This is a genomic window from Leclercia sp. 29361 (genome assembly GCF_011290365.1).
Taxonomy (GTDB): Bacteria; Pseudomonadota; Gammaproteobacteria; order Enterobacterales; family Enterobacteriaceae; genus Enterobacter; species Enterobacter tamurae.
On record NZ_CP049786.1, the window covers coordinates 3,981,734 to 4,004,918 of the forward strand.

The following is a 23,185-nucleotide window of genomic DNA, read 5'->3' on the forward strand; positions in this document are numbered from 1 at the left end:
GTTATGCGGTGGGGTATTTTTTTATCTGAAGGAACACACCATGAAAGGAAAAATCATCCCTCTGCGTTTCCGTACCCGCCAGGACAGCCAGACCGGCCACGAGGTGATACGGATGACCCCTCCGCACATTATTTGTCACCGTAACTACTTCTATCAGAAATGTTTTACCCGTGACGGCGGCAAGCTGATTTTTGGCGGCGCCTTTGAGGGCCACTGGAACTACTACCTGCTGGATATTGAGCAGCAACAGGCGACCCAGCTGACCGACGGTGCCGGAGACAACACCTTTGGCGGCTTCCTCTCCGCGGACGACCAGTCCCTGTGGTACGTGAAAAATAGCCGCGAGCTGCGCCGGGTGGATCTTACCAGCCTGGAAGAGTACGTGGTGTATGAGGTCGATAATGAGTGGGTGGCCTACGGCACCTGGGTGGCGAACTCTGACTGCACGAAGCTGGTGGGCATTGAAATTAAGAGAAGCGACTGGCAGCCGCTCACCGACTGGAGCAAGTTCCGCGCGTTTTACTTCACCAATCCGGAATGCCGTCTGATCAACATCGACCTGCAAACCGGCGAACGTGAGGTGATTTTGCAGGAAAAACGCTGGCTCGGGCACCCGATTTATCGGCCGTTCGACGACAGCACCGTGGCGTTTTGCCACGAAGGCCCGCGCGACGCGATCGATGCGCGCATGTGGCTGATCAACCCGGATGGCAGCAATCTGCGCAAGGTGCGCCAGCATGACGCGGGCGAGAGCTTTACCCACGAATTCTGGGTGCCGGACGGCTCGGCGCTCTATTACGTGGCGCATAAGGAGAACGATCCACAGCGCTACCTGTTCAGCGCCGATCCCACGACGCTGGAAAACCGCCAGCTGATGGCGATCCCGCCCTGCTCCCACCTGATGAGCAACCACCACGGCTCGCTGATTGTCGGTGACGGCTCGCCGCACAATACCGGGGATATCAGCCTTAACGATCCCTTCATCTGGGTGTTCGACATCGAAAAAGGCACGCAAACCGCCATCTGCCAGCACAATACCAGCTGGAAAGTGCTGGATGGCGACCGCCAGGTGACGCACCCGCATCCGTCGTTTTCGCCGGACAATAAGTGGGTGCTGTATACCTCGGACGAAGAAGGGATGCCGGCGCTGTACTTGTGTGCGGTCTGATGCCCTCACCCCAACCCTCTCCCACAGGGAGAGGGAGAAAACCGTAGGCCCGGCTAGCGAAGCGCCGCCGGGCGTTAACCTCACACGCCGATGTTTCTTAACTTCTCCCCTGCCATCAGCTTGCGCTCGATGTGCTCCAGGGTGACGCCTTTGGTTTCGGGGATCAGCCAGAAGGTGATACCAATAAACACCACGTTCAGCACCGTATAGAGCCAGAAGGTTCCCGCTGCGCCGATAGAGTCCAGCAAGGTCAGGAAGGTGGCGCCAATGATCATGTTCGACACCCAGTTGGTGGTGGTGGAACAGGTGATCCCGAAGTCGCGGCATTTCAGCGGCTGAATTTCAGAGCACAGGATCCACACCACGGGCGCGGCGCTCATGGCGTAACCCGCGATGCACATCATGGTCATGCCCACGGAGAGCCAGGACAAGCTGCTGGACGCGGTACCGTTATCAAACTGCATCAGGCAGTAGCCGAGGATCAGCGTCCCCAGCGCCATCACACTAAAACCAATTTTGAGGGCCGGCTTACGGCCCGCTTTATCGACGGTAAACACCGCAATAAACGTAGCGAACATGAAGGTCAGCCCCACCACCAGGGTGGCGATCATCTGCTGTTCGGTCGTGGTGAACCCGGCCATTTTGAAAATACGCGGCGCGTAATACATGATGATATTCATGCCGGTAAACTGCTGCATCGCCTGCAACAGCATGCCGAGAAATACCGCGCGACGAACGTTGCGGTTAATTTTAAACAGCGACCAGCCACCTTGTTTCAGCTTGAGGCTTTCGCGGATCTCGTTCAGCTCTTCCCGCGCTTTCTCAGAGGTGTCGCGCAGCATCCGCAGCACTTCCTCCGCCTCGACGTGCCGCCCTTTTTGCGCCAGCCAGCGCGGACTGTTGGGCAAAAAGATCACCAGCACAATCAGCAATACTGCCGGGAGCGCCAGAACACCCAGCATGGCGCGCCAGTTGCCGCTGTAGCTGAAATAGGTATCAGACAGAAAGGCCAGCACGATCCCGAGCGTCACCATCAGCTGGTACATGCTGATCATTTTGCCGCGCACGTTTTCGCTCGCCATCTCCGAGAGATAGAGCGGTGCGGTGTAGGAGGCAATCCCTACCGCCACCCCCAGCAGCACGCGTGAAAGCAGTAACGCTTCAACGCCCGTGGCAAACGCGGAGCCCAGCGAGCCGGCCACAAACAGAATGGCACCCACCATCAGGCTATATTTTCGGCCCAGGCGGAATGAGAGCCAGCCGTTGAACAAGGCCCCTACTGCGGCACCCAGCATCATGCTGCTCACCACCCACTCCTGCAGGCGATTACTGAGCGTAAAGTGATCGGTGATAAAGGGGAGCGCACCGGCAATAACGCCGATATCCAGCCCAAACAGTAAACCGGCCACCGCCGCGGAAACAGAAACAAACAGGTTCATCCTGCGGGTATCGCGAAGCGCGCGGGGCATAAAGGTTGAGTCATTTATAGATGTCATATTTTCCTGCCTGAACAGCGTAAGACGTTAAATGAAATTACGAGAAACCCTGAAAAAGTGTCAGGTCGTATAACGTGAAAATATGGATTTATTGGCTGGCAGGGTGCGATCTGTGATGGACATTACAATTTAAAACAAGGATGAATAATCACCACTTTTTGTTAATAACCTGATTTATAGAGATTAAATATGTGATACGCGTCATTTTGGTAAAATGCCTATGGATTTTCCTCGTTTATCGATATGGACAATGGTTAATTCAGGACAAAAAAAACCTCCGCCCGTGAGCAGAGGTCTTTTCAACAGGGGCGAGAATTAACGCGCCAGCCAGCCGCCGTCAACCGCTACGGTATAGCCGTTGATGTAGTCAGAAGCGCTGGACGCCAGGAACACCACCGGCCCCATCAGATCGCTTGGCAGACCCCAACGACCCGCCGGGATACGCTCGAGGATCGCCGCGCTACGCTCTTCATCAGCACGCAGCTGTTGAGTGTTGTTGGTGGCCATGTAGCCCGGTGCGATGGCGTTCACGTTGATGTTGTGCTGCGCCCATTCGTTCGCCATCAGACGGGTTACGCCCATTACGCCGCTTTTGGAAGCGGTGTAAGAAGGCACACGGATGCCGCCCTGGTAGGAGAGCATGGAGGCGATGTTAATGATTTTGCCGCCGTTACCCTGCGCGATAAAGTGCTTCGCTGCAGCCTGAGCCATGAAGAACACGCTCTTGATGTTCAGGTTCATGACGTCGTCCCAGTCTTTCTCGCTGAAGTTGATGGCATCTTCACGACGAATCAGACCGGCGTTGTTGACCAGAATGTCGATATGACCGAATTCAGCAACCGCACGCTCCAGCAGCTCAGGGATGGCATCGATTTTACGCAGGTCAGCGGTCAGGCTCAGGAAACGACGGCCCAGCGCGGTGACGCGCTCGATGGTCTCCTGCGGCTCAACGATGTTGATACCCACGATGTCACAGCCGGCTTCCGCCAGACCCACCGCCATACCCTGGCCCAGACCGGTATCACAACCGGTGACGACCGCAACTTTACCTTGCAGAGAAAATGCATCCAGAATCATTTTTTTTCCTTTAATCTTTCAGCGCCTGAACGAACAGGCAAGTGTGTGCTTAACTGTCCGCGACTAGCGCAGATCCTTAACGGCAACGTGGTCCATATCATCGAAGACCTGGTTTTCGCCAACCATGCCCCAGATGAAGGTATAGGCACGCGTACCCACGCCAGAGTGAATAGACCAGCTTGGTGAGATCACCGCCTGCTCGTTATGCATCACGATATGGCGCGTCTCCTGCGGCTGTCCCATCATGTGGAATACACAGGCGTCTTCTTCCATATTGAAGTAGAAGTACACTTCCATGCGGCGCTCATGGGTATGGCACGGCATGGTGTTCCACAGGTTGCCCGGCTCGAGCTCGGTCAGACCCATACTGAGCTGGCAGGTTTCCAGCACATCAGGAACGAAGTATTTGTTGATGGTGCGGCGGTTGCTGGTGAGGTTGTCACCCAGGGTGACCGGAGAGACTTCCGGCGGGGTCACTTTTTTGGTCGGATACGTGGTGTGTGCCGGGGCGCAGTTGTAGTAGAACTTCGCTGGTTTGCCGCTATCAACGCTGGCAAAAACCACTTCCTGCGCGCCTTTTCCGACGTACAGGGCATCGCGATGGCCGATCTCATAGCACTGACCGTCAACGGTGATGGTGCCCGGACCGCCGATGTTAATCACGCCCAGCTCACGACGCTCAAGGAAGAAGCTGACGCCGAGCTGTTTGCCCACTTCACCACCGACGGAGACCGTTTTTGCCACCGGCATGATGCCGCCAACAATGATGCGGTCAATGTGGCTGTACACCATGGTGTACTCATCCGCGACAAACACTTTCTCGACTAAAAACTCATCGCGCAGCCCCTGGGTATCCAGCGTTTTTGCATGCGCGCTGTGGATGCTTTGTCTGACTTCCACATTAACCTCCAGAATTTATCGGCCCCGAAGGCCAGGATAATTAACAAAACGGTGTTCCGTTTTCATGATGAGCACATATTATCTGCTGTGAAATGGGTTTTCAATTACATTTAAAACGATGTTTCACTTTTTCTGTAAGTTATTCTCAAAATTGCAGTTGCGATCACGATTGTCAGGGAGTTGACATCGCTTTCTTAAAACGTTTGTTTAAAACACCCCGATTAATTTGCAAATTAAACAACAGGTTATAAAACAATAAAAAATTGATGTCGGGATGCTAAAAATCTGAACAGATGTAAAGAGAATGATGATCTTGCGGGCTTTTCCTTCAGAAGTGCGCCACCAGTCACACACACTGAAACAATGTTTTGATATTTTAACACTCAGTTTTTAAACTCATATTTTACCGAGCGGACCGCAGGGAAATCCTGCCGTCGAATTCAAGGAGTGCATCATGGCAAAAGGCATGCGGGTCAAATTGAACTATGAGGTCAGTCGCGATCCGGATACAGGCGTGGAAGTCACCCGCCTGACCCCCCCTGAAGTTACCTGTCATCGTAACTACTTCTATCAAAAATGCTTTTTCAACGACGGTAGTCATCTGCTGTTTGCCGGCGAATTCGATGGCCACTGGAACTACTATCTGCTGGATCTGAAAAAGGCCGAAGCGGTGCAGTTAACCGAAGGCGCGGGCGACAATACCTTTGGTGGTTTCCTGTCACCGGATGATAAATCGCTCTATTACGTTAAGAATGATCGCACTCTGCGGGAAGTCAATCTGACGACCCTTGATGAACGCGAAGTGTATCGCGTCAGCGATGACTGGGTCGGCTACGGCACCTGGGTGGCGAACAGCGACTGCACCAAACTGGTCGGCATCGAAATCGCGAAAAGCGACTGGACGCCGCTGAATGACTGGCAAATCTTCCATGACTTCTTCCACAAAGGCCCGCACTGCCGCCTGCTGCGCGTTGATCTGCAGACCGGCGAAAGCAGCGTGATCCACGAAGAGAAAAACTGGCTCGGCCACCCTATCTATCGTCCGTTTGACGACAATACCGTCGCGTTCTGCCATGAAGGCCCACACGATCTGGTGGATGCCCGCATGTGGATGGTTAACGAAGACGGCAGCAACGTGCGTAAGGTTAAAGAGCACGCGGAAGGTGAAAGCTGCACCCACGAGTTCTGGGTTCCGAACGGCTCGGCGCTGGTGTATGTCTCTTACCTGAAAGGTGAGCAAGGCCGTACCGTGTACAGCTTCAACCCGGATACCGGCGAGAACAGCGCAGTGATGCAGATGCCGGCCTGTTCGCACCTGATGAGTAACTTTGATGGCACCCTGCTCGTAGGTGATGGCTCCGGTACCCCGGTTGATGTGAAGGACACCAGCGGTTACACCATCGATAACGATCCTTATCTGTATGCATTCGACGTGGCGAAAAAGGCTTACTTCCGCATCGCGCGTCACGATACCTCCTGGGCAACCGTGGCCAACAGCCGTCAGGTGACCCATCCACACCCATCCTTTACCCCGGATGATAAAGCGGTCCTGTTTAGTTCCGATAAAGACGGCAAACCTGCTCTCTATATTGCGAAGCTTCCTGAGCAACCTGAATTATTGCGTGAATAAATGTTTGTGTCTGTGTTCCTGTAACTGGCCTTGCCCTTCTTTATGGAGGGCTTTTTTTTCCCCTATATTGGTGCAGGCATAAATTGCAGGCATAAAAAAACCGGCTCTTTCGAGCCGGTTAATCCCGGAGGTACTGCTTGTTATTAGAAGGAATATGCTACGCCGACACGGAGACGGGTCTGACGTTCATCGGTTGATTTCACGCCAACGTTACCCACTTCGCCATACGGGGACCAGTTTTTATCAATTTTGTACGCCAGCTTGACGTTATATTCCTGGGAGTAATCTTTGTTGTTGTTACGAATATTGCCTTCGGAGCTTTTTGCATAAACGTAGTTCAGCTCGGTACGGAAATCGCCCATTACCCAACCCACCCACGCATCACCGCGGTTAACCTTATCATCTTCTCTGTCCGGGGTAGAAGGATAACGGGTGTACTCATAGCGGTAACGACCGGAAATATAGAAGCCATTGTCGAAGCTGTATTGCGCTTGCAGGAAGGGCTTATAAATGGTGTTGCTTTCTTTACTTTCGACCGTAAATCCTGGCGTCAGGGAGATATTATCGTTGGCTTTCCAGCGCCAGCTAATCTGGTCTTCGTGACCATTACCTACCATATCGGAAAACGGCTGGTCAGTTTTATCGCCGCCAGATTTCCATTTAGCTTCGACAGAAAAACCAAAGCCATTATCAAAACGGTGTGAAACTGCCACGCGGTCTGCGTTGGTACCAGTATCAATGTATTCGTGACGCAGATCGACAGTGACAGCCTGAGCTGCGAAAGAAGCGCCAATAAGTGAAGCAAGGACCAGAGATTTCTTAAACATGAAAAAACCCTCGTTTAAAATGATGTTTCGTTTTTATGGAATTGCATTTTATTTTTTTAAATACGTAATTTTAGTGATCATGATCGTAAATATTTGTTTCATTTTTTTTGGCAAAGCCAGCCGTGAGCAATATCAACAAAAGAGGGTTTTTAAAGGGAATTTAACGGATCGGGATCACACTAAATTGTTATTAGCACTTCAGGGAATGCGATAAATATTTCGAGGAAGTTTGAGAATGTACTTACAAGGGTAAAAATATGACGGAGCTCACAAACAAATAAGCCTCCGGGTTGGGAGGCTTATTCAGATTGATATTTATCAAAGCGCGTTATCGTTCTATCGCTAACGCCACGCCCTGCCCGCCGCCGATGCACAGCGTGGCCAGCCCTTTACGGGCATCGCGTTTCACCATCTCATGCACCAGCGAGACCAGAATACGGCACCCTGAGGCACCAATGGGGTGGCCCAGCGCAATCGCCCCGCCGTTGACATTGACCCGGCGCTCATCCCACTCCAGCATTTTGCCCACCGACAGGGCCTGGGCGGCAAATGCCTCGTTGACTTCGATCAGATCGACATCCGCCAGCTGCCACCCTGCCCGCTCCAGACAGCGGCGCGTGGCATGCACCGGGGCGATCCCCATTAAAGCAGGATCCACGCCGACGCTGGCAAAGGCTTTGATGCGTGCCAGCACCGGTAGATTCAGCGCTTCGGCTTTGCTCTCGCTCATCATCATCACCGCGGCAGCGCCGTCGTTAATAGAGGAGGCATTCCCGGCGGTGACCGAACCGGTAATTTCAAAGGCAGGATTGAGTAACGCCAGCCCTTCGGCGCTGGCGTCGGTGCGCGGCTGTTCATCGGTATCTATCAGCAGAGGATCACCGTTCTGCATCCGGGCGCTGACCGGGACAATCTCATCCCGGAAGCGGCCTGCGTCGATGGCGGCCCGGGCCTTGTGCTGCGAGCTGAGAGCGTAAGCGTCCTGACGTTCACGGGTGATACCATATTCCCGGGCCAGGTTTTCCGCCGTGACGCCCATATGGTAATCGTTGAAGGCATCCCACAGCCCGTCATGCACCAGGCTGTCGATTAGCTGGCTGTTGCCCAGTTGGGCCCCGGTACGGCTGTCGGTAAGAACGTGCGGCGCGCGGCTCATGTTCTCCTGGCCGCCGGCGATCACCACGTCGGCTTCGCCGCACTGGATCGCCTGGGTCGCCAGGTGCAGCGCCTTGAGGCCGGAGCCACAGACGTCGTTGATGGTAATGGCCGAAACGGTGTTGGGTAATCCCCCCTTCAGCGCGGCCTGGCGGGCGGGGTTTTGCCCGGCCCCAGCGGTCAGCACCTGGCCGAGGATCACCTCGTCAACCTCGTGGGCCTCAATGCCACTGCGCTCCACCAGCGCGCGGACTACCACGCTGCCCAGATCTACCGCCGAGTGGCGTGAGAGCGCTCCCTGGAAACAGCCTATTGCTGTGCGCAACGCACCCACTATCACGACGTCTTTCATCTCAACCTCTGCGCAAAATGACACCGCTCATACTAGAGGATTGTTATCAACTAATGATGTAATTGTTTAAAAAAAGTGAGTTTTATCACAAAGGTCACGCACTTATTTTGAGTGTCCCGGTGAAAGCCTGCATGCATTCACATAACTTATAATTTTCACGGTAATTATTAGAGAACGAATTTGCATTATGACGGCGCGGCGATAAGTTAGGGGATGCAAACACGCGTTAACACTGGAGTAACAAATGTCCGACTGTATCATTCCAGAAATAAAAGAATCAGAAGAAGAAATCATCGCCATCCGTCGTCATTTACATGCCAATCCTGAATTAAGCCTCGAAGAGTTCAATACCAGCAATCTGGTGGCGCACCAGCTGGAAGGCTGGGGCTATCAGGTGACGCGGGAGATCGGCAAAACCGGCGTGGTCGGCTCGCTCAGCAAGGGCCAGGGCAGCAAATCCATTGGCCTGCGCGCCGATATGGACGCCCTACCGATCTTCGAAGCCACCGATTTGCCCTGGGCCAGTACCGTGCCGGGCAAAATGCACGCCTGCGGTCACGACGGCCACACGGCGATTTTACTGGCCGCCGCGAAATATATTGCCTCTGACGCCTGCCAGTTTAACGGTACCGTGCACCTGATTTTCCAGCCTGCCGAAGAGGCGATTGGCGGCGCCGATCTCATGATCAAAGACGGGCTGTTTGACCGCTTCCCCTGCGACCGTATTTTTGCCCTGCACAATATGCCCTACCTGCCGACCGGTAAGTTTGGCTTCTATGAAGGCAACTTTATGGCCTCCGCCGATACCGTGAAAATCACCCTGCAAGGGTACGGCGGGCATGGCGCGCACCCGGAACGCACCGTGGATCCAATTGTGACCGGGGCCGCGCTGATCATGTCCCTGCAGAGCATCGTGGCGCGTAACGTGCCGCCGGGCGAAACTGCCGTGGTGACGGTCGGAACCTTCCAGGCGGGCATTGCCTCCAACGTGATCCCGGACAGCGCGGTGATGGAGCTGACGGTGCGTTCGATGAAGCCGGAGATCCGCGAGTTGCTGATCCGCCGCATTCAGGAGCTTACCGACTTCACCGCCCGCAGCTACGGCGCCACCAGCGAAGTGGAGATCTATGACTCCTACCCGGTGCTGGTCAACGATGCGGAACAGACCGCCTTCGCCCGCCAGCTGGCCATCGAATTCTTTGGTGAAGATGCGGTACTCGACAGCGTCTCCCCATCCAACGGCAGTGAAGATTTTGCCTTTATGCTCCAGCAACGTCCGGGCAGCTATTTCCTGCTCGGCAACGGCGAGAAAGGAGAAAAAGGCGGCTGCATGGTGCATAACCCCGGCTACGACTTCAATGACGAGATCATTACCACCGGGGCCTCCTTCTTTGCCCGTTTGGTTGAAAACTATTGCCGTTAAGACAGGGACAGATAATGAAAAAAATCCTTTTACCGCTGGTGGCCCTGCTGGTCGCCTCATCCGCGTTTGCCGGCGAGACCAAAGCGCTGCGTTTTGGCGTGGACCCAACCTTTGCCCCCTTCGAGTCAAAAAACCCACAGGGCGAGGTGGTCGGTTTTGATATCGATCTGGGCAATGCCATCTGTCAGCAGCTGCAGGCGAAATGCGTCTGGGTTGAAAGTAATTTCGACGGCATCATTCCATCCCTGAAGGCGCGTAAATTTGATGCCATCCTCTCCGGGATGTACATCACCGACAAACGTAAAGAGCAGATTGCCTTCAGCGACAAGATTTACAGCGGCCCGGCCTTCCTGGTGGCGCGTAAAAACAGCCTCGCCAGCAACAGCGTGGATCAGTTGAAGGGGAAAACCATCGGCGTGGAGCAGGGTTCCGCCCAGGAAACCTATGCCAATGAGCAGTGGCGCGGCAAGGGCGTTAACGTGGTGGCCTACCAGGGTGCCGACCAGGTGATACGCGACCTCGAGTCCGGGCGTATTGACGGCGCGGTGCTCTCCGGGGTGATGGCGGAGTACAGCTTCCTCAACAAGCCTCAGGGTAAAGAATTTGCCTTTGTCGGCGGCGCGCTGCAGGACGATGCCCTGTTTGGCGCCGGGGCGGCGATTGGACTGCGCAAAGAGGATGACCAGTTACGTCAGGAGCTGAACGGCGCCATCGCGGCGATCCTGGCTGACGGGACCTACAAAAAGCTCGCCTCTAAATACTTCAGCTTTGATATTTATACTGGTCAGTAACGGTATTCCGCCCTTCACTGGCTGAAGGGCGGCGATTTCCAGTACTGGGTTAAGGCGGGCGCGTTTCCATTTAACGGGTCCGATTCAGGAAACGGCAGCGCAACGATCCGCGCCAGTATTGCTGGCGTCGCTGCCTGCTTACAGAGATCGAACTCCATCCCCGGCGGATAAGCCCCCACCACCTGAAAATCGAGACTTGCCGATAAGCGGCAGTGCCCGGTTCCCGCAGGCAATAACAGGGCATCCCCTGCCTCTACCTCGATCTCCTCCCCGCCAGGACCGCCAATCATCAGGCGCGCCGCCCCCCGGGAAATGCCTAAGACCTCATGAGCAGTGGAGTGGTAATGGTGATAGTCGAAAATCCCATCGCGCCACTGGGGCGGCCAGCCGTTGTCGGCAAACCGTTGTTCAAACTGGCTGGCACGATCCCCATCCGTTATCACCCCTTTATAGATCAGCACCGGCAGATGGGGATTATTAGGCACCCAATCTTTAGATGAGAGCATCAGCACCTGGGGCGTAATGGTATTTTTAGCGTTCATGTCACTTCTCGCCGGTTAATTTACCCCATTAAGTGTAGACCTTTTAGATTTCGGTACCGATCAGGTGAATGTCGTATTCATCACACCGGATCTGCCTGGTGCTGTAGCCAGTGCCGCAGCCAGTTTCCCGCTGTCCCCGGCGGGGAGCGTTTATTCCACACCAGATCGATCGCCACCGAGCGCGGCCACCCCGGGACGTTGATCTGCACCAGGGCATTCGCAGGGGCAAACTCCGCCACCAGCGCACAGGGCAGCGCGCACCAGCCGAAGCCCTGCACCGCCATGCTGAGCAGCATCAGGTAGTTAGGCGCCGACCACACCGGCCCCTGCGCCAGCACCGGCTCACGTTCCAGATAGGTGTTCAGTCGCAGCTCCCGCCAGCCGTGCAGTTCATCAGCCTCGATGCGATTTTGCGCCGCGAGGGGATGGCTGGCAGAGGTATAGATCGCCATGTGGGTCTGCATCGGCAGGCGGACAGCGGCAATGTCGGTGGGATAACTTTCCCGCGCCCCGGTAAGGCCGATGTGCGCTCGCCCTTTTTGCAGCAGGTCGATGACATCCTCTTCTTCACCAATCAGGCATTCGAATTCGGTATGGGGAAAACGCTCGTCAAAGCGAAACAGCATCTCCTCCAGCACGTCCGGATGCAGGGTGTCCGAAAGCACAAAGGTCAGCCGCGCTTCGGTCTCTTCGCTAAGGGAGACCGCCAGCTCGTCGAGCCGTGCGCTGGCGGCGAGGATCGACTGAACATAGCCCAGCACCTGTTTGCCCTGGGCGGTAAGCACCGGCTGGCGGGCGCTGCGATCGAACAGCGCAAAACCGAGGTCATCTTCCAGATGAGCAATGGCGGTGCTGATGGTGGACTGGCTTTTACGCAGACGGCGGGCGGCGGCAGAGAACGAGCCGGTGGCGACCGTCTCAACAAACGCCGTTAAGGCTTCGGGGGAGTAGCGCATGATGTATCTACTTTATCGATGGAATCTAACTTTTATATATCAGTTTTAACGATAAAAATAGCGGCCTGACTCTGCCCATCCTGGCAGGTTAATGAGGTATCAGGTTATGCAGCACAACGATATTCAACGCCGAAAACTGCCGGAACGTATCTTCCACGCCGTCTTATTTGAAGGGATTGCCACGGCGATCCTTGCCCCGACCACCGCCTGGCTGATGCAGCGCCCGGTGCTGGAGATGGGCGGATTGACCATTCTCCTCGCCACCACGGCGATGATCTGGAACATCATCTATAACGCCGGGTTCGACAGACTCTGGCCGCGGCATATTGTCACCCGCACCGCTAAAGTCCGCGCCCTGCACGCTCTCGGCTTTGAAGTCGGGTTTATTTTTATCGGTGTCGGTATTGTGTCACTGGTGCTGGGCGTGAGCCTGTTGCAGGCGTTCACCTTAGAGATTGGCTTCTTTATTTTCTTCCTGCCGTACACCATGCTTTATAACTGGGCGTACGACACCCTGCGCGATCGCGTCATGAAGCGACGCCAGCAGCGACAGGCCGCCACCTCTTAATCCCTCTGGCCGGAAATGCTTTCCGGCCCGCTTCCCATAGCGCCAACTGCGACCCCAACTGATGATTATGGTAAAATAGTCTCCTTTTTGTTGGTTTTATAGTTGATACGTTTCTCACATGTCGAAAATCTGGTCTAAAGAAGAGACCCTCTGGAGCTTTGCCCTGTACGGCACTGCCGTGGGCGCAGGAACCTTGTTTCTGCCCATCCAGCTGGGATCTGCGGGCGCTGTCGTCCTGTTTATCACCGCCCTCGTGGCGTATCCATTTACCTACTGGCCCCACAAAGCGTTATGCCAGTTCATCCTCTCTGCAAAAACAAAAGGTAGCGAAGGGATCACCGGTGCGGTAACGCACTACTACGGGAAAAAGATCGGCAATCTGATCACCACGCTCTACTTTGTCGCCTTTTTTGTGGTGGTGCAGATCTATGCCGTGGCGATCACCAACTCGCTGACCGAACAGCTGGCGAAGCATTTGACGGTGGACACCACGGTGCGGGTGCTGGTCAGCCTGGGGGTCGTGCTGGCGTTGAATCTGATCTTTCTGATGGGCCGTCACGCCACCATCCGGGTGATGGGGTTTCTGGTTTTCCCGCTGATCGCCTACTTCCTGCTGGTGTCGCTGTATCTCACCCACAGCTGGCAGCCCTCGCTGCTCACCAGCCAGATGAGCGTGGATAAACACACCCTGCACCAGGTGTGGATCTCCATTCCGGTAATGGTGTTCGCCTTCAGCCATACGCCGATTATTTCGACCTTTGCCGTCGATCGGCAGGAGAAATATGGTGACGCCGCGATGGGCAAATGTACCCGCATCATGAAGGTGGCGTACCTGATTATCTGCCTGAGCGTGCTGTTCTTTGTCTTCAGTTGCCTGCTGTCGATCCCACCGTCCTACATCGTCGCCGCTAAAGAGGAAGGGGTGACCATTCTCTCTGCGCTCTCGATGATGCCCTCCTCCCCTTCCTGGCTTGGGATCTCCGGGATTGTGGTGGCCATTATCGCGATGTCGAAGTCGTTTCTCGGCACCTATTTTGGCGTGATTGAGGGGGCCACAGAGATAGTGAAATCCGGGTTAAATCAGATTGGGGTGAAGAAAAGCCGGGCCTTTAATCGGGCCGTATCGGTGATGGGGGTCTCTCTGATCACCTTTGCGGTGTGCTGCATTAATCCTAACGCCATCTCGATGATCTATGCCATCAGCGGACCGCTTATTGCGATGATCCTGTTTATCATGCCAACCCTGTCTACCTTCCTGATCCCGGCCCTGAAGCCTTACCGCTCCGTTGGCAATGTGCTGACGCTGATCGTTGGGGTGTTATGCGTGTCGGTGATGTTTATCGCCTGATCAAAAGACAGCACGCTGGTTTGCGACAGCGTGCTGTTCAGCATCAGGCGCGGATATTGTCATACTCGCGGGTGTTATCAAATTCATGCTTGGCGAACGGGCACAGGGGGATGATTTTGCGGTTTTCTGCGCGCATCTTTTCCACTACCTTCGCCACCAGCTGTTTGCCCACGCCCTGTCCTTTCAGGCTGGGATCGACATCGGTATGCTCAATAATGCTGAGGTGTTCGCCAGTGGGAACAAAGACGATCTCCGCGACCTGGTTGCCTTCGGCATCATTGACATAAAACTTGTTATGGCCTTCCTGAATTTCCATGGTTTCTCGCTTATTTGTGGCGGTATTTAAGTGCGCCGCTGGGGCAGGTATCAATCACACGCACAACCGTATCGACATCCACTTCATCAGGGATGATCCACGGCTTACGTTTCAGGTTGAAGAGTTTTGCGCTGCCACGCACGCAGTTTCCCGCATGCTGGCAGATGCCGGTGTTGAAGTAGACATCAATTTTCTCACCGGTATAGGCCCGGTATCCCGCTTGCAGGAGATCGTTATCCATGACATTGCCTCTGTAATTATTATGTTTTCGGGAATAAGGAGTGTGCTGGTGTTGAGATCCAAAAGTTAACATTTATTTAATCCAGTTATCCACTCCCTTTGGTGCCCGACACCGCTTAATAACCCTGGTCATACAAGGGCTGTTCATTTTTGATAACCGTAGCGTTTTAACAAAACCATTATCAATCTTAGAGTTAGTTAATGAAGGCGTATTCTTCATTACAAGTTTTCCCAAAAGAGTTATCATTACTCTATGTTTAAGAAATTTGAATATGGATTAAAATCAACATGATAATTAAACCCAAGATTCGTGGATTCATCTGCACAACGACACATCCGGTTGGTTGCCAGGTTAATGTAAACAAACAAATCGAGTACATCCGCAAAAACGGAAAACTCACTGATGGCCCTGCGCGCGTGCTGGTGATCGGTGCTTCCACTGGTTATGGGCTTGCTTCCAGAATTTCTGCAGCATTTGGCGGCGGTGCTTCCACTATCGGTGTTTTCTTCGAAAAACCGGGAACGGATGCCAAGCCAGGCTCAGCGGGCTGGTATAACTCTGCGGCTTTTGATGAAGCAGCGAAACGTGAAGGTCTTTACTCGAAAAGCATCAACGGCGACGCGTTCTCCGATGAGTGCCGCGACGAAGTCATCAACCTGATCAAAGAAGATCTGGGTCAGATTGATTTAGTGGTTTATTCGCTGGCATCCCCGGTAAGAAAGATGCCAAAAACGGGCGAAATTGTTCGCTCTGCGCTGAAGCCAATCGGTGAGGTTTATACCTCTAAAGCCATTGATACCAACAAAGATCAGATCATCACCGCCAGCATTGAACCGGCAACCGAAGAAGAAGTGCGTAATACGGTTACCGTGATGGGTGGCGAAGACTGGGAACTGTGGATTGATGCGCTGAATAACGCAGGTGTGCTGGCTGATGGCGCGAAGACCGTTGCTTATTCCTACATCGGCACGGATTTGACCTGGCCTATTTACTGGCACGGTGCGCTCGGTAAGGCGAAGGAAGACCTGGATCGGGCGGCAAAAGCGTTACGCAATAAGCTGGCTCCTCTCAACGGTTCTGCAAACGTCGCGGTGTTAAAATCCGTCGTCACGCAGGCGTCCTCCGCCATTCCTGTCATGCCGCTTTATATTTCCATCGTGTTCAAACTCATGAAAGACCGTGGAATTCATGAAGGTTGTATCGAGCAAATCAATCGTCTGATGACTACCAGCCTGTATGGCGGTAATGCCAAACTTGATGACGAGCAGCGAATTCGCATGGACGATCTGGAACTGCGTGAAGATGTTCAGCAAGCGTGCCGCGAAATCTGGCCGACGATTACCGATGAAAATCTGGAGCAGCTGACAGATTACATCGCTTATAAAGAAGAGTTCCTGAAGTTGTTTGGTTTCGGATTCGAAGAAGTTAACTACGAAGCCGATACCGAAACAAACATAGATTTTGATGTGAAAACATTAATCTAATAAAAGGGGGCGCAAGCCCCTTTTTTAACGACGTGTCAGAGCCAACCTCACTCCCAATCCAATAAATGCCATCCCCACAATCCGATCCAGCATTTTCTGTAATCCCCGATTTTGTGAGACTGCACCCGCGGCACTACCTGCAAGCATGGCGAAGGTTAAATCAGTCAAAAAAGCGATCAGCGCGTAAGCCATCCCCAGGATCAGAAACGAGGCGGTGTGGTGCTCGCCCCCAGGTGAAACGAACTGAGGAAAGAAAGAGATAAAGAACAACAGAACCTTCGGATTGGTTAAGGTTGTAATGAAGCCTTTAGAAAGCAGATTCGTAAGGGTCGCTTTGGTCTTAACAGGTTCAGCTTCGCTGTGATTCGTGGTTTGTTTTGCGAAGGTTCCCAAAACCATCTTACTACCGAGATACATAAGATAAGCCGCCCCGAGATACTTGATGATGGTGAACATCAGCGGAGAAGCGGTAATTAATGCAGTTAATCCCACTGCGCTTGCTACAGCATGAGTACAGCTACCTAAGGCGACACCAGCAGCAGAGATGATCCCCGATCTTCTTCCGTTAGCCACGCTTTGACCTATCACGTAGGCCATGTCAGGCCCTGGTGTTACGGAAAGCAGAAAAACTGACAGGGCAAAAAGCCCAAAGTTTGTTATGTCCAGCATAGTCATCTCCAGAGATAGAAGAACAGACCTGCCATGCTAGCACTGAATGGTTATGCGTTAAATGAAGATTTCTATTCAAAAGGAGTCGATAAGCGCTACTGCGTAGTATGCTGAAAGAAATTGGATTTATGGAAAGGTGCTGGCTGGGGAGTCTGGAGCGGGCGAAGGGAATCGAACCCTCGTATAGAGCTTGGGAAGCTCTCGTTCTACCATTGAACTACGCCCGCTTTGAGGTGCGTAAAGCATTATAGACCTTACGCCTCTCCTGACAAGACTCCCGTGCGCTAACCGGCGATTAAATAACCACTTAGCACTTCGGTTTGCCGCCCTGTGGCGGTAAATAGCGTTGCGGATCGATAGCGGTCGCCTTATAACGAATCTGGAAATGCAGCTTAACCGAATCTGTGCCAGTGCTGCCCATAGTCGCAATCTTCTGCCCGGCCTTCACATTCTGCCCGTTGTTGACCTGCATTGTATCGTTATGGGCATAGGCTGTGATGTAGTCTTCGCCATGTTTAATCATGATCAGGTTACCGTACCCACGCAGCTGATTACCGACGTAGACCACCTTCCCTGCTCCGGATGCATAGACCGGGGTGCCTCGCGCAGCTGCGATATCAATGCCTTTATTACCCCCTTCGGACAATGAATAGGGCACGACGACTCTTCCGCTGGCAGGCCAGATCCAGCAGCGCTGCCCGACGGGCGGCCAGGAGGACTTAGGTACGGTGTAAGAAGGAGTAACCGCGGCGGTTTTCCCTTTGCTCTTTGAAGAGGATTTTTTCGCCGTGGCGCTGCTGCCGTTAGTTCTCAGCTTTTGCCCTACTTCAATGGTGTAAGGCGGCGAAATATTATTCAGGCGCGCCAGATCCTTCACGCTGGTGCCGGTCGCACGCGAGATGCGGTACAGCGTATCGCCGCGTTTAACGGTATACACAGGACCAGAGTCCGATGACTGGTCGCCCGCGCATCCCGCCAGTAACAGGGCCAGGATCAGGCAAAACAGAGCAGAAACGGGTTTTTTCGTCAGGCTTCCTGCAAACAAAACAGTTCCTCGGTCAACGTGAATGGCCGCGCTATGATAGCAGCCAGAACTGATATGGGTCAGCCCTTTTCCGCTCTGCGCGTCAAACCGTTCGTATAAGGATGCAGTATAATAGTGCTGCAGATGGTGCTGAGCCATCTGGCATGGCTGGTACTGGAGCATGAATGAGTATTCAAGAACACGTTATTTTGGTAAGTGACCAGGGAAAGGTGATGGGCACTCAGGAAAAATACGCCGCACACACCTCTCATACCCCACTGCACATGGCCTTCTCCTGCTGGCTCTTTAACGCCAACGGTGAATGCCTGCTAACCCGACGCGCACTGAGCAAAAAAGCCTGGCCCGGCGTCTGGACAAACTCGGTCTGCGGCCATCCGCAGTCTGGCGAAGAGACAGACCAGGCGATCATCCGCCGCTGTCGCTTTGAAGTGGGTGCTGAAATTGCCAATATCACCCCCGTCGCGCCTGAGTTTCGCTATCGTAGTACCGATCCCTCCGGGATTGTTGAAAACGAAATTTGCCCGGTCTTTGCCGCTCGCATCACCAGTGAAATAATCATTAACGATGACGAAGTGATGGACTATCAGTGGGTGGAGCTGGAGACGCTATTCTGCGCGCTGGAGGCCACGCCCTGGGCCTTTAGCCCGTGGATGGTGATGGAAGCGAGTACGGCTCGCGAGGCACTCAGAGCCTTCGCGGCGCAATAAAAAAGCCCCTTTCGGGGCTTTTTTTACATCTGTACGGCTTATTTCACCGGACGCATCGCCGGGAAGAGGATCACGTCGCGGATGGTGTGGCTGTTGGTGAAAAGCATCACCATACGGTCGATACCAATACCCAGGCCTGCCGTTGGCGGCAGACCGTGCTCCAGCGCGGTCACGTAGTCTTCATCGAAGAACATCGCTTCGTCGTCGCCTGCGGCTTTCGCATCAACCTGATCCTGGAAGCGCTGGGCCTGATCTTCTGCATCGTTCAGCTCGCTAAAGCCGTTGCCGATTTCGCGGCCACCGATGAAGAATTCAAAGCGGTCAGTGATCTCCGGGTTCTCGTCGTTACGACGCGCCAGCGGAGAAACCTCTGCCGGGTATTCGGTGATGAAGGTCGGCTGAATCAGGTGTGCTTCGGCCACTTCTTCGAAGATCTCGGTCACGATACGGCCCAGACCCCAGCTCTTCTCAACCTTGATACCGATGCTTTCAGCGATCGCTTTCGCAGAGTCGAAGTTATCCAGATCGGCCATCTCGGTTTCCGGACGGTATTTCTTGATCGCTTCGCGCATGGTCAGCTTAACGAACGGCTTACCGAAGTCGAAGACCTCTTCGCCGTAAGGCACTTCGGTGGTGCCCAGAATGTCCTGCGCCAGGGTACGGAACAGGGATTCGGTCAGCTCGATCAGATCTTTGTAATCCGCATATGCCATATAGAGTTCCATCATGGTGAACTCTGGGTTATGACGTACGGAGATGCCTTCGTTACGGAAGTTACGGTTGATCTCGAACACGCGATCGAAACCGCCTACCACCAGACGCTTCAGGTACAGTTCCGGCGCGATACGCAGGTACATGTCGAGGTCGAGGGCGTTGTGATGGGTGATGAATGGACGCGCAGACGCACCGCCCGGGATCACCTGCATCATTGGAGTTTCCACTTCCATAAAGTCGCGTTTAACCATGAACTGGCGGATACCGGCCATGATCTGGGAGCGAATTTTGAAGGTGTTGCGGGATTCATCGTTAGAGATGAGGTCCAGATAACGCTGACGGTAGCGCGCTTCCTGATCCTGCAGGCCGTGGAACTTGTCCGGCAGCGGGCGCAGGGCTTTGGTCAGCAGACGCAGCTCGGTGCAGTGAATGGACAGCTCGCCGGTCTTGGTTTTGAACAGCTTACCTTTGGCGCCGAGGATATCGCCCAGGTCCCATTTCTTGAACTGCTCGTTGTAGATGCCTTCCGGCAGATCGTCACGGGAGACGTACAGCTGAATGCGGCCACCAACGTCCTGCAGGGTGATAAAGGAGGCTTTACCCATAATGCGACGGGTCATCATGCGGCCTGCAACGGCCACTTCGATGTTCAGCGCTTCCAGCTCTTCGTTCTCTTTAGCGTCGAAGTCAGCGTGCAGTTGGTCTGAGGTGCGATCGCGACGGAAATCGTTCGGGAACGGCACGCCCTGCTCGCGCAGTGCAGCCAGCTTCTCACGGCGGGTTTTCAGTTCATTGTTAAGATCGACGACCGCGTCAGCGCCCTGTGCTTGTTGTTCAGACATGTTGGTTCCTCATAACCCTGCTTTCAGACTTGCTTCGATAAATTGGTCCAGGCTGCCGTCCAGCACCGCCTGCGTGTTACGGGTTTCGACACCGGTACGCAGGTCTTTGATGCGGGAGTCATCAAGGACGTAAGAACGGATCTGGCTGCCCCAGCCGATGTCGGACTTGTTGTCTTCCATCGCCTGCTTCTCAGCATTTTTCTTTTGCATCTCCAGTTCATAAAGCTTCGCTTTCATCTGCTTCATGGCCTGGTCTTTGTTTTTATGCTGGGAACGGTCGTTCTGGCACTGTGTTACCAGCCCGGTCGGCAGGTGGGTAATACGCACCGCGGATTCCGTACGGTTTACGTGCTGACCACCCGCACCGGAGGCGCGGTAAACGTCGATACGCAGATCGGCTGGGTTGATTTCGATATCGATATCGTCCTTCACTTCCGGATAGACAAACGCGGAACTGAAAGAGGTGTGACGACGGCCGCCGGAGTCGAACGGGCTCTTACGCACCAGGCGGTGAACGCCGGTTTCAGTACGCAGCCAGCCGTAAGCGTAATCGCCAATGATTTTAACGGTGACAGATTTCAGGCCTGCCACTTCGCCTTCAGACTCTTCGATGATCTCGGTCTTGAAGCCGCGGGCTTCAGCCCAACGCAGGTACATACGGGTCAGCATGCTGGCCCAGTCCTGTGCTTCTGTGCCGCCGGAACCGGCCTGGATATCCAGGTAGCAGTCGGCGCTGTCGTATTCACCGGAGAACATGCGACGGAATTCCAGCTGCGCCAGCTTCTCTTCCAGCACGTCGAGTTCTGCCACGGCTTCGTTAAAGGTATCTTCGTCGTCGGCCTCAACGGCCAGCTCAAGCAGCCCGGAAACATCCTCCAGACCCTGCGCCATCTGATCCAGCGTATCGACGATAGCTTCCAGAGAGGAACGCTCTTTACCCAGCGCCTGTGCGCGATCAGGTTCGTTCCAGACGTCCGGCTGTTCCAGCTCGGCGTTTACTTCTTCGAGACGCTCTTTCTTGGCATCGTAGTCAAAGATACCCCCTAAGAACGTCGGAGCGCTCCGTGAGGTCCTGAATGCGGTTTTTTACCGGATTAATTTCAAACATGGTCTGTTTTCTTTTATGGACTAGTCAAAATGCGGAGATAAGGGCGGAATTGTACCGGATTCACGCCCTGTTTTATAGCGGAATAGTGATGCTAAAGTGGCCAGATATGGTCGATGATGATTTGCAGCGTACGGTTGCCGCGAAACTCGTTGATATCCAGTTTGTAGGCCAGTTCGACTTCGCGTACGCCGTTGTCCGGCCAGATGGTGGTATCGACGTTGAAGGCGATACCGTCCAGCAGCGGGCCGCCGCCGACCGGTTCCACCATCACTTTCAGATGGCGTTCCCCCACCAGCCGCTGTTGCAGCAGACGGAAACGGCCATCGAACAGCGGCTCCGGGAACATCTGTCCCCACGGACCGGCATCACGCAGCATCTGCGCCACTTCCATGGTCATTTCAGCGGGGGTTAACGGACCGTCGGAGACCACTTCGCCCTGCAGCAGAGCAGGATCCAGCCAGTCGGTGACCAGCTCGCTGAACAGGCGCTGGAACCGCTCGAACTTCGCCTCTTCCAGCGACAAGCCCGCCGCCATCGCGTGGCCGCCAAATTTGATCATCAGATCCGGGTGCAGCGTATGCAGACGCTCCAGCGCATCGCGCATATGCAGCCCCTGAATAGATCGGCCCGATCCTTTCAGCGTGCCGTCTCCGGCTGGCGCAAAGGCGATCACCGGACGGTGGAAACGCTCTTTGATGCGCGAGGCCAGGATCCCGACCACCCCCTGGTGCCACTCGGGGTGATACATCGCCAGCCCGCCGGGCAGCGTTTCGCCGCTGCGCTCCAGCTTCTCGCACAGGATCAGGGCCTCAGCCTGCATCCCCTGCTCAATCTCTTTACGGGTCTGGTTCAGGGCATCCAGCTCGTTGGCCAGCACGCGCGCTTCGCCGATGTTGTCACACAGCAACAGTGCTACGCCCACCGACATGTCATCCAGTCGCCCGGCGGCATTGAGTCGCGGTCCGAGGGCAAAGCCCAGATCGCTGGCCGCCAGCCGCTGCTGATCGCGGTTGGAGATCTCCAGCAACGCCTTAATGCCCGGACGGCATTTGCCCGCCCGAATGCGGTTTAAGCCCTGCCAGGTGAGAATACGGTTATTGGCATCCAGCGGCACCACGTCCGCCACGGTGCCCAGCGCCACCAGATCGAGGAATTCCGCCAGATTCGGCGCCGCGATACCCTGCGACTCAAACCAGCCGTTATCCCGCAGCCGCGTACGCAGCGCCAGCATCAGGTAAAATGCCACTCCAACCCCCGCCAGGGATTTTGACGGGAAGTCGCAGTCGCGCAGGTTGGGGTTGATGATCGCTTCCGCTGCCGGCAGCGTGTCGCCAGGCAGGTGGTGATCGGTGACCAGCACCGGGATCCCGAGATCGTACGCACGATCGACACCGGCATGGGAGGAGATCCCATTGTCGACGGTGAGGATCATTTGCGCGCCGCGGGCGTGGGCCTGATCGACCACTTCCGGGCTCAGGCCGTAGCCATCCTCGAAGCGGTTCGGCACCAGGTAGGAGACGTTATCGCATCCCATCGCCCGCAGGCTGAGCACGCTCAGCGCGGTACTGGTGGCGCCATCGGCATCGAAATCCCCCACCACGATGATGCGCGTCCCTTCCCGAAAGGCGTTGTACAGCAGCTCCGTGGCCTTCTCGACGCCACTCAGCTGCTGCCAGGGCAACATGCCTTTTACGCTTCGTTCAAGGTCGTCTGCGGTTTGCACGCCACGGCTGGCATACAGTCGACGCAACAGAGGCGACAGATCCGCGGGTAACGCGGCGCTGTCGTTCACTTCACGACGACGAAGTTGTATCGAAGATTTCACG

At 54.7% G+C, this 23,185-nt stretch carries 22 protein-coding genes and 1 tRNA gene; 8 read left to right on the forward strand and 15 right to left on the reverse strand.

Features of this window, described 5'->3' with window-relative positions:
- The first annotated feature begins 40 nt into the window (after nt 1–40).
- Entirely contained in the window at nt 41–1,168 is a 1,128-nt protein-coding gene (locus G7090_RS18990) for an oligogalacturonate lyase family protein (protein WP_166183853.1), read from the forward strand.
- Nucleotides 1,169–1,248: 80 nt separating this feature from the next.
- Here G7090_RS18990 and G7090_RS18995 read toward each other — a convergent pair whose 3' ends face one another.
- The 3 genes from G7090_RS18995 to kduI form a co-directional block, all read right to left on the reverse strand.
- Nucleotides 1,249–2,682 (reverse strand): sugar porter family MFS transporter, encoded by a 1,434-nt coding sequence (locus tag G7090_RS18995; protein ID WP_256367599.1) that lies wholly within the window; start codon nt 2,680–2,682, stop codon nt 1,249–1,251.
- 297 nt (nt 2,683–2,979) lie between these two features.
- A complete protein-coding gene (gene kduD, locus G7090_RS19000; protein WP_106994402.1) occupies nt 2,980–3,741 on the reverse strand; it encodes a 2-dehydro-3-deoxy-D-gluconate 5-dehydrogenase KduD in 762 nt (253 codons plus the stop codon).
- A 63-nt stretch (nt 3,742–3,804) separates the two neighbouring features.
- Nucleotides 3,805–4,641 carry a 5-dehydro-4-deoxy-D-glucuronate isomerase gene (kduI, locus tag G7090_RS19005; protein ID WP_166183856.1) on the reverse strand — a complete coding sequence of 279 codons (837 nt, stop codon included), beginning with the start codon at nt 4,639–4,641 and terminating at the stop codon, nt 3,805–3,807.
- A 454-nt stretch (nt 4,642–5,095) separates the two neighbouring features.
- Here kduI and G7090_RS19010 point away from each other — a divergent pair, with 454 nt between their 5' ends.
- Complete coding sequence (locus G7090_RS19010; protein ID WP_106994401.1) at nt 5,096–6,271, forward strand: oligogalacturonate lyase family protein; 1,176 nt, start codon at nt 5,096–5,098, stop codon at nt 6,269–6,271.
- A gap of 143 nt (nt 6,272–6,414) precedes the next feature.
- Here G7090_RS19010 and G7090_RS19015 read toward each other — a convergent pair whose 3' ends face one another.
- Both G7090_RS19015 and G7090_RS19020 read right to left on the reverse strand, forming a co-directional pair.
- On the reverse strand, nt 6,415–7,098 hold the full coding sequence (locus G7090_RS19015) for an oligogalacturonate-specific porin KdgM family protein (protein WP_106994400.1): 684 nt from the start codon (nt 7,096–7,098) through the stop codon (nt 6,415–6,417).
- Nucleotides 7,099–7,426: 328 nt separating this feature from the next.
- Entirely contained in the window at nt 7,427–8,605 is a 1,179-nt protein-coding gene (locus G7090_RS19020) for an acetyl-CoA C-acetyltransferase (RefSeq protein WP_166183858.1), read from the reverse strand.
- Between the two features lie 244 nt (nt 8,606–8,849).
- Here G7090_RS19020 and G7090_RS19025 point away from each other — a divergent pair, with 244 nt between their 5' ends.
- Together G7090_RS19025 and G7090_RS19030 are read left to right on the forward strand one after the other, a co-directional pair.
- Nucleotides 8,850–10,028 carry a M20 aminoacylase family protein gene (locus G7090_RS19025; protein WP_166183860.1) on the forward strand — a complete coding sequence of 393 codons (1,179 nt, stop codon included), beginning with the start codon at nt 8,850–8,852 and terminating at the stop codon, nt 10,026–10,028.
- A 14-nt stretch (nt 10,029–10,042) separates the two neighbouring features.
- On the forward strand, nt 10,043–10,819 hold the full coding sequence (locus G7090_RS19030) for an ABC transporter substrate-binding protein (protein ID WP_166183862.1): 777 nt from the start codon (nt 10,043–10,045) through the stop codon (nt 10,817–10,819).
- A gap of 14 nt (nt 10,820–10,833) precedes the next feature.
- On the opposite strand, the gene G7090_RS19035 is transcribed toward G7090_RS19030, so the two are convergent.
- Together G7090_RS19035 and G7090_RS19040 are read right to left on the reverse strand one after the other, a co-directional pair.
- Nucleotides 10,834–11,361 (reverse strand): cupin, encoded by a 528-nt coding sequence (locus G7090_RS19035; RefSeq protein ID WP_207630085.1) that lies wholly within the window; start codon nt 11,359–11,361, stop codon nt 10,834–10,836.
- 80 nt (nt 11,362–11,441) lie between these two features.
- Complete coding sequence (locus tag G7090_RS19040; protein ID WP_166183864.1) at nt 11,442–12,317, reverse strand: LysR family transcriptional regulator; 876 nt, start codon at nt 12,315–12,317, stop codon at nt 11,442–11,444.
- A 106-nt stretch (nt 12,318–12,423) separates the two neighbouring features.
- On the opposite strand from G7090_RS19040, the gene G7090_RS19045 reads away from it, so the two are divergent.
- Nucleotides 12,424–12,885: a multidrug/biocide efflux PACE transporter gene (locus tag G7090_RS19045; protein ID WP_106994394.1), complete on the forward strand. Its 462-nt coding sequence runs from the start codon at nt 12,424–12,426 to the stop codon at nt 12,883–12,885.
- Between the two features lie 118 nt (nt 12,886–13,003).
- Nucleotides 13,004–14,233, forward strand: coding sequence for an amino acid permease (locus G7090_RS19050; protein ID WP_166183866.1), 1,230 nt, complete (start codon nt 13,004–13,006; stop codon nt 14,231–14,233).
- A 43-nt stretch (nt 14,234–14,276) separates the two neighbouring features.
- Here the strand turns inward: G7090_RS19050 and G7090_RS19055 are convergent, their stop codons facing one another.
- Nucleotides 14,277–14,549 (reverse strand): GNAT family N-acetyltransferase, encoded by a 273-nt coding sequence (locus G7090_RS19055; protein ID WP_166183868.1) that lies wholly within the window; start codon nt 14,547–14,549, stop codon nt 14,277–14,279.
- A 10-nt stretch (nt 14,550–14,559) separates the two neighbouring features.
- Nucleotides 14,560–14,790 (reverse strand): 4Fe-4S mono-cluster protein YjdI, encoded by a 231-nt coding sequence (yjdI, locus tag G7090_RS19060; RefSeq protein ID WP_032613838.1) that lies wholly within the window; start codon nt 14,788–14,790, stop codon nt 14,560–14,562.
- A 287-nt stretch (nt 14,791–15,077) separates the two neighbouring features.
- Here yjdI and fabV point away from each other — a divergent pair, with 287 nt between their 5' ends.
- Nucleotides 15,078–16,274, forward strand: a complete 1,197-nt coding sequence (fabV, locus tag G7090_RS19065; protein WP_166183869.1) for an enoyl-ACP reductase FabV — start codon at nt 15,078–15,080, stop codon at nt 16,272–16,274.
- A gap of 24 nt (nt 16,275–16,298) precedes the next feature.
- On the opposite strand, the gene G7090_RS19070 is transcribed toward fabV, so the two are convergent.
- The 3 genes from G7090_RS19070 to actS form a co-directional block, all read right to left on the reverse strand.
- Nucleotides 16,299–16,943 carry a LysE family translocator gene (locus G7090_RS19070; protein ID WP_166183871.1) on the reverse strand — a complete coding sequence of 215 codons (645 nt, stop codon included), beginning with the start codon at nt 16,941–16,943 and terminating at the stop codon, nt 16,299–16,301.
- Between the two features lie 153 nt (nt 16,944–17,096).
- A tRNA-Gly gene (locus tag G7090_RS19075) sits at nt 17,097–17,170 on the reverse strand.
- Nucleotides 17,171–17,250: 80 nt separating this feature from the next.
- Nucleotides 17,251–17,988, reverse strand: a complete 738-nt coding sequence (gene actS / locus G7090_RS19080) for an amidase activator ActS (RefSeq protein WP_166183873.1) — start codon at nt 17,986–17,988, stop codon at nt 17,251–17,253.
- A 164-nt stretch (nt 17,989–18,152) separates the two neighbouring features.
- On the opposite strand from actS, the gene idi reads away from it, so the two are divergent.
- Nucleotides 18,153–18,695 (forward strand): isopentenyl-diphosphate Delta-isomerase, encoded by a 543-nt coding sequence (gene idi / locus G7090_RS19085; RefSeq protein ID WP_166183875.1) that lies wholly within the window; start codon nt 18,153–18,155, stop codon nt 18,693–18,695.
- Nucleotides 18,696–18,733: 38 nt separating this feature from the next.
- Here idi and lysS read toward each other — a convergent pair whose 3' ends face one another.
- The 3 genes from lysS to recJ all read right to left on the reverse strand — a co-directional run bounded on the left by lysS (nt 18,734) and on the right by recJ (nt 23,184).
- Nucleotides 18,734–20,251, reverse strand: a complete 1,518-nt coding sequence (gene lysS, locus G7090_RS19090) for a lysine--tRNA ligase (protein WP_106994388.1) — start codon at nt 20,249–20,251, stop codon at nt 18,734–18,736.
- A gap of 9 nt (nt 20,252–20,260) precedes the next feature.
- Nucleotides 20,261–21,359 (reverse strand): peptide chain release factor 2 gene (prfB, locus tag G7090_RS19095; RefSeq protein WP_106994387.1). Its coding sequence is split into 2 segments (ribosomal slippage): nt 20,261–21,283 and nt 21,285–21,359, totalling 1,098 coding nucleotides; the frame shifts between segments, so codons are not numbered across the junction.
- A gap of 91 nt (nt 21,360–21,450) precedes the next feature.
- Entirely contained in the window at nt 21,451–23,184 is a 1,734-nt protein-coding gene (gene recJ / locus G7090_RS19100) for a single-stranded-DNA-specific exonuclease RecJ (RefSeq protein WP_166183877.1), read from the reverse strand.
- Between the last annotated feature and the right edge of the window lies 1 nt (nt 23,185).

What these genes read in the sequence shown, in the direction of transcription:
- G7090_RS19070 (WP_166183871.1), bottom strand. Translation starts at nt 16,943, where the DNA reads ATGCTGGACATAACAAACTTTGGGCTTTTTGCCCTGTCAGTTTTTCTG.
- G7090_RS19035 (WP_207630085.1), bottom strand. Translation starts at nt 11,361, where the DNA reads ATGAACGCTAAAAATACCATTACGCCCCAGGTGCTGATGCTCTCATCT.
- G7090_RS19025 (WP_166183860.1), top strand. Translation starts at nt 8,850, where the DNA reads ATGTCCGACTGTATCATTCCAGAAATAAAAGAATCAGAAGAAGAAATC.
- G7090_RS19010 (WP_106994401.1), top strand. Translation starts at nt 5,096, where the DNA reads ATGGCAAAAGGCATGCGGGTCAAATTGAACTATGAGGTCAGTCGCGAT.
- idi (WP_166183875.1), top strand. Translation starts at nt 18,153, where the DNA reads ATGAGTATTCAAGAACACGTTATTTTGGTAAGTGACCAGGGAAAGGTG.
- G7090_RS19055 (WP_166183868.1), bottom strand. Translation starts at nt 14,549, where the DNA reads ATGGAAATTCAGGAAGGCCATAACAAGTTTTATGTCAATGATGCCGAA.
- G7090_RS19045 (WP_106994394.1), top strand. Translation starts at nt 12,424, where the DNA reads ATGCAGCACAACGATATTCAACGCCGAAAACTGCCGGAACGTATCTTC.
- fabV (WP_166183869.1), top strand. Translation starts at nt 15,078, where the DNA reads ATGATAATTAAACCCAAGATTCGTGGATTCATCTGCACAACGACACAT.
- G7090_RS19015 (WP_106994400.1), bottom strand. Translation starts at nt 7,098, where the DNA reads ATGTTTAAGAAATCTCTGGTCCTTGCTTCACTTATTGGCGCTTCTTTC.
- G7090_RS19030 (WP_166183862.1), top strand. Translation starts at nt 10,043, where the DNA reads ATGAAAAAAATCCTTTTACCGCTGGTGGCCCTGCTGGTCGCCTCATCC.
- yjdI (WP_032613838.1), bottom strand. Translation starts at nt 14,790, where the DNA reads ATGGATAACGATCTCCTGCAAGCGGGATACCGGGCCTATACCGGTGAG.
- kduD (WP_106994402.1), bottom strand. Translation starts at nt 3,741, where the DNA reads ATGATTCTGGATGCATTTTCTCTGCAAGGTAAAGTTGCGGTCGTCACC.
- G7090_RS19050 (WP_166183866.1), top strand. Translation starts at nt 13,004, where the DNA reads ATGTCGAAAATCTGGTCTAAAGAAGAGACCCTCTGGAGCTTTGCCCTG.
- G7090_RS19020 (WP_166183858.1), bottom strand. Translation starts at nt 8,605, where the DNA reads ATGAAAGACGTCGTGATAGTGGGTGCGTTGCGCACAGCAATAGGCTGT.
- G7090_RS19040 (WP_166183864.1), bottom strand. Translation starts at nt 12,317, where the DNA reads ATGCGCTACTCCCCCGAAGCCTTAACGGCGTTTGTTGAGACGGTCGCC.
- lysS (WP_106994388.1), bottom strand. Translation starts at nt 20,251, where the DNA reads ATGTCTGAACAACAAGCACAGGGCGCTGACGCGGTCGTCGATCTTAAC.
- G7090_RS18990 (WP_166183853.1), top strand. Translation starts at nt 41, where the DNA reads ATGAAAGGAAAAATCATCCCTCTGCGTTTCCGTACCCGCCAGGACAGC.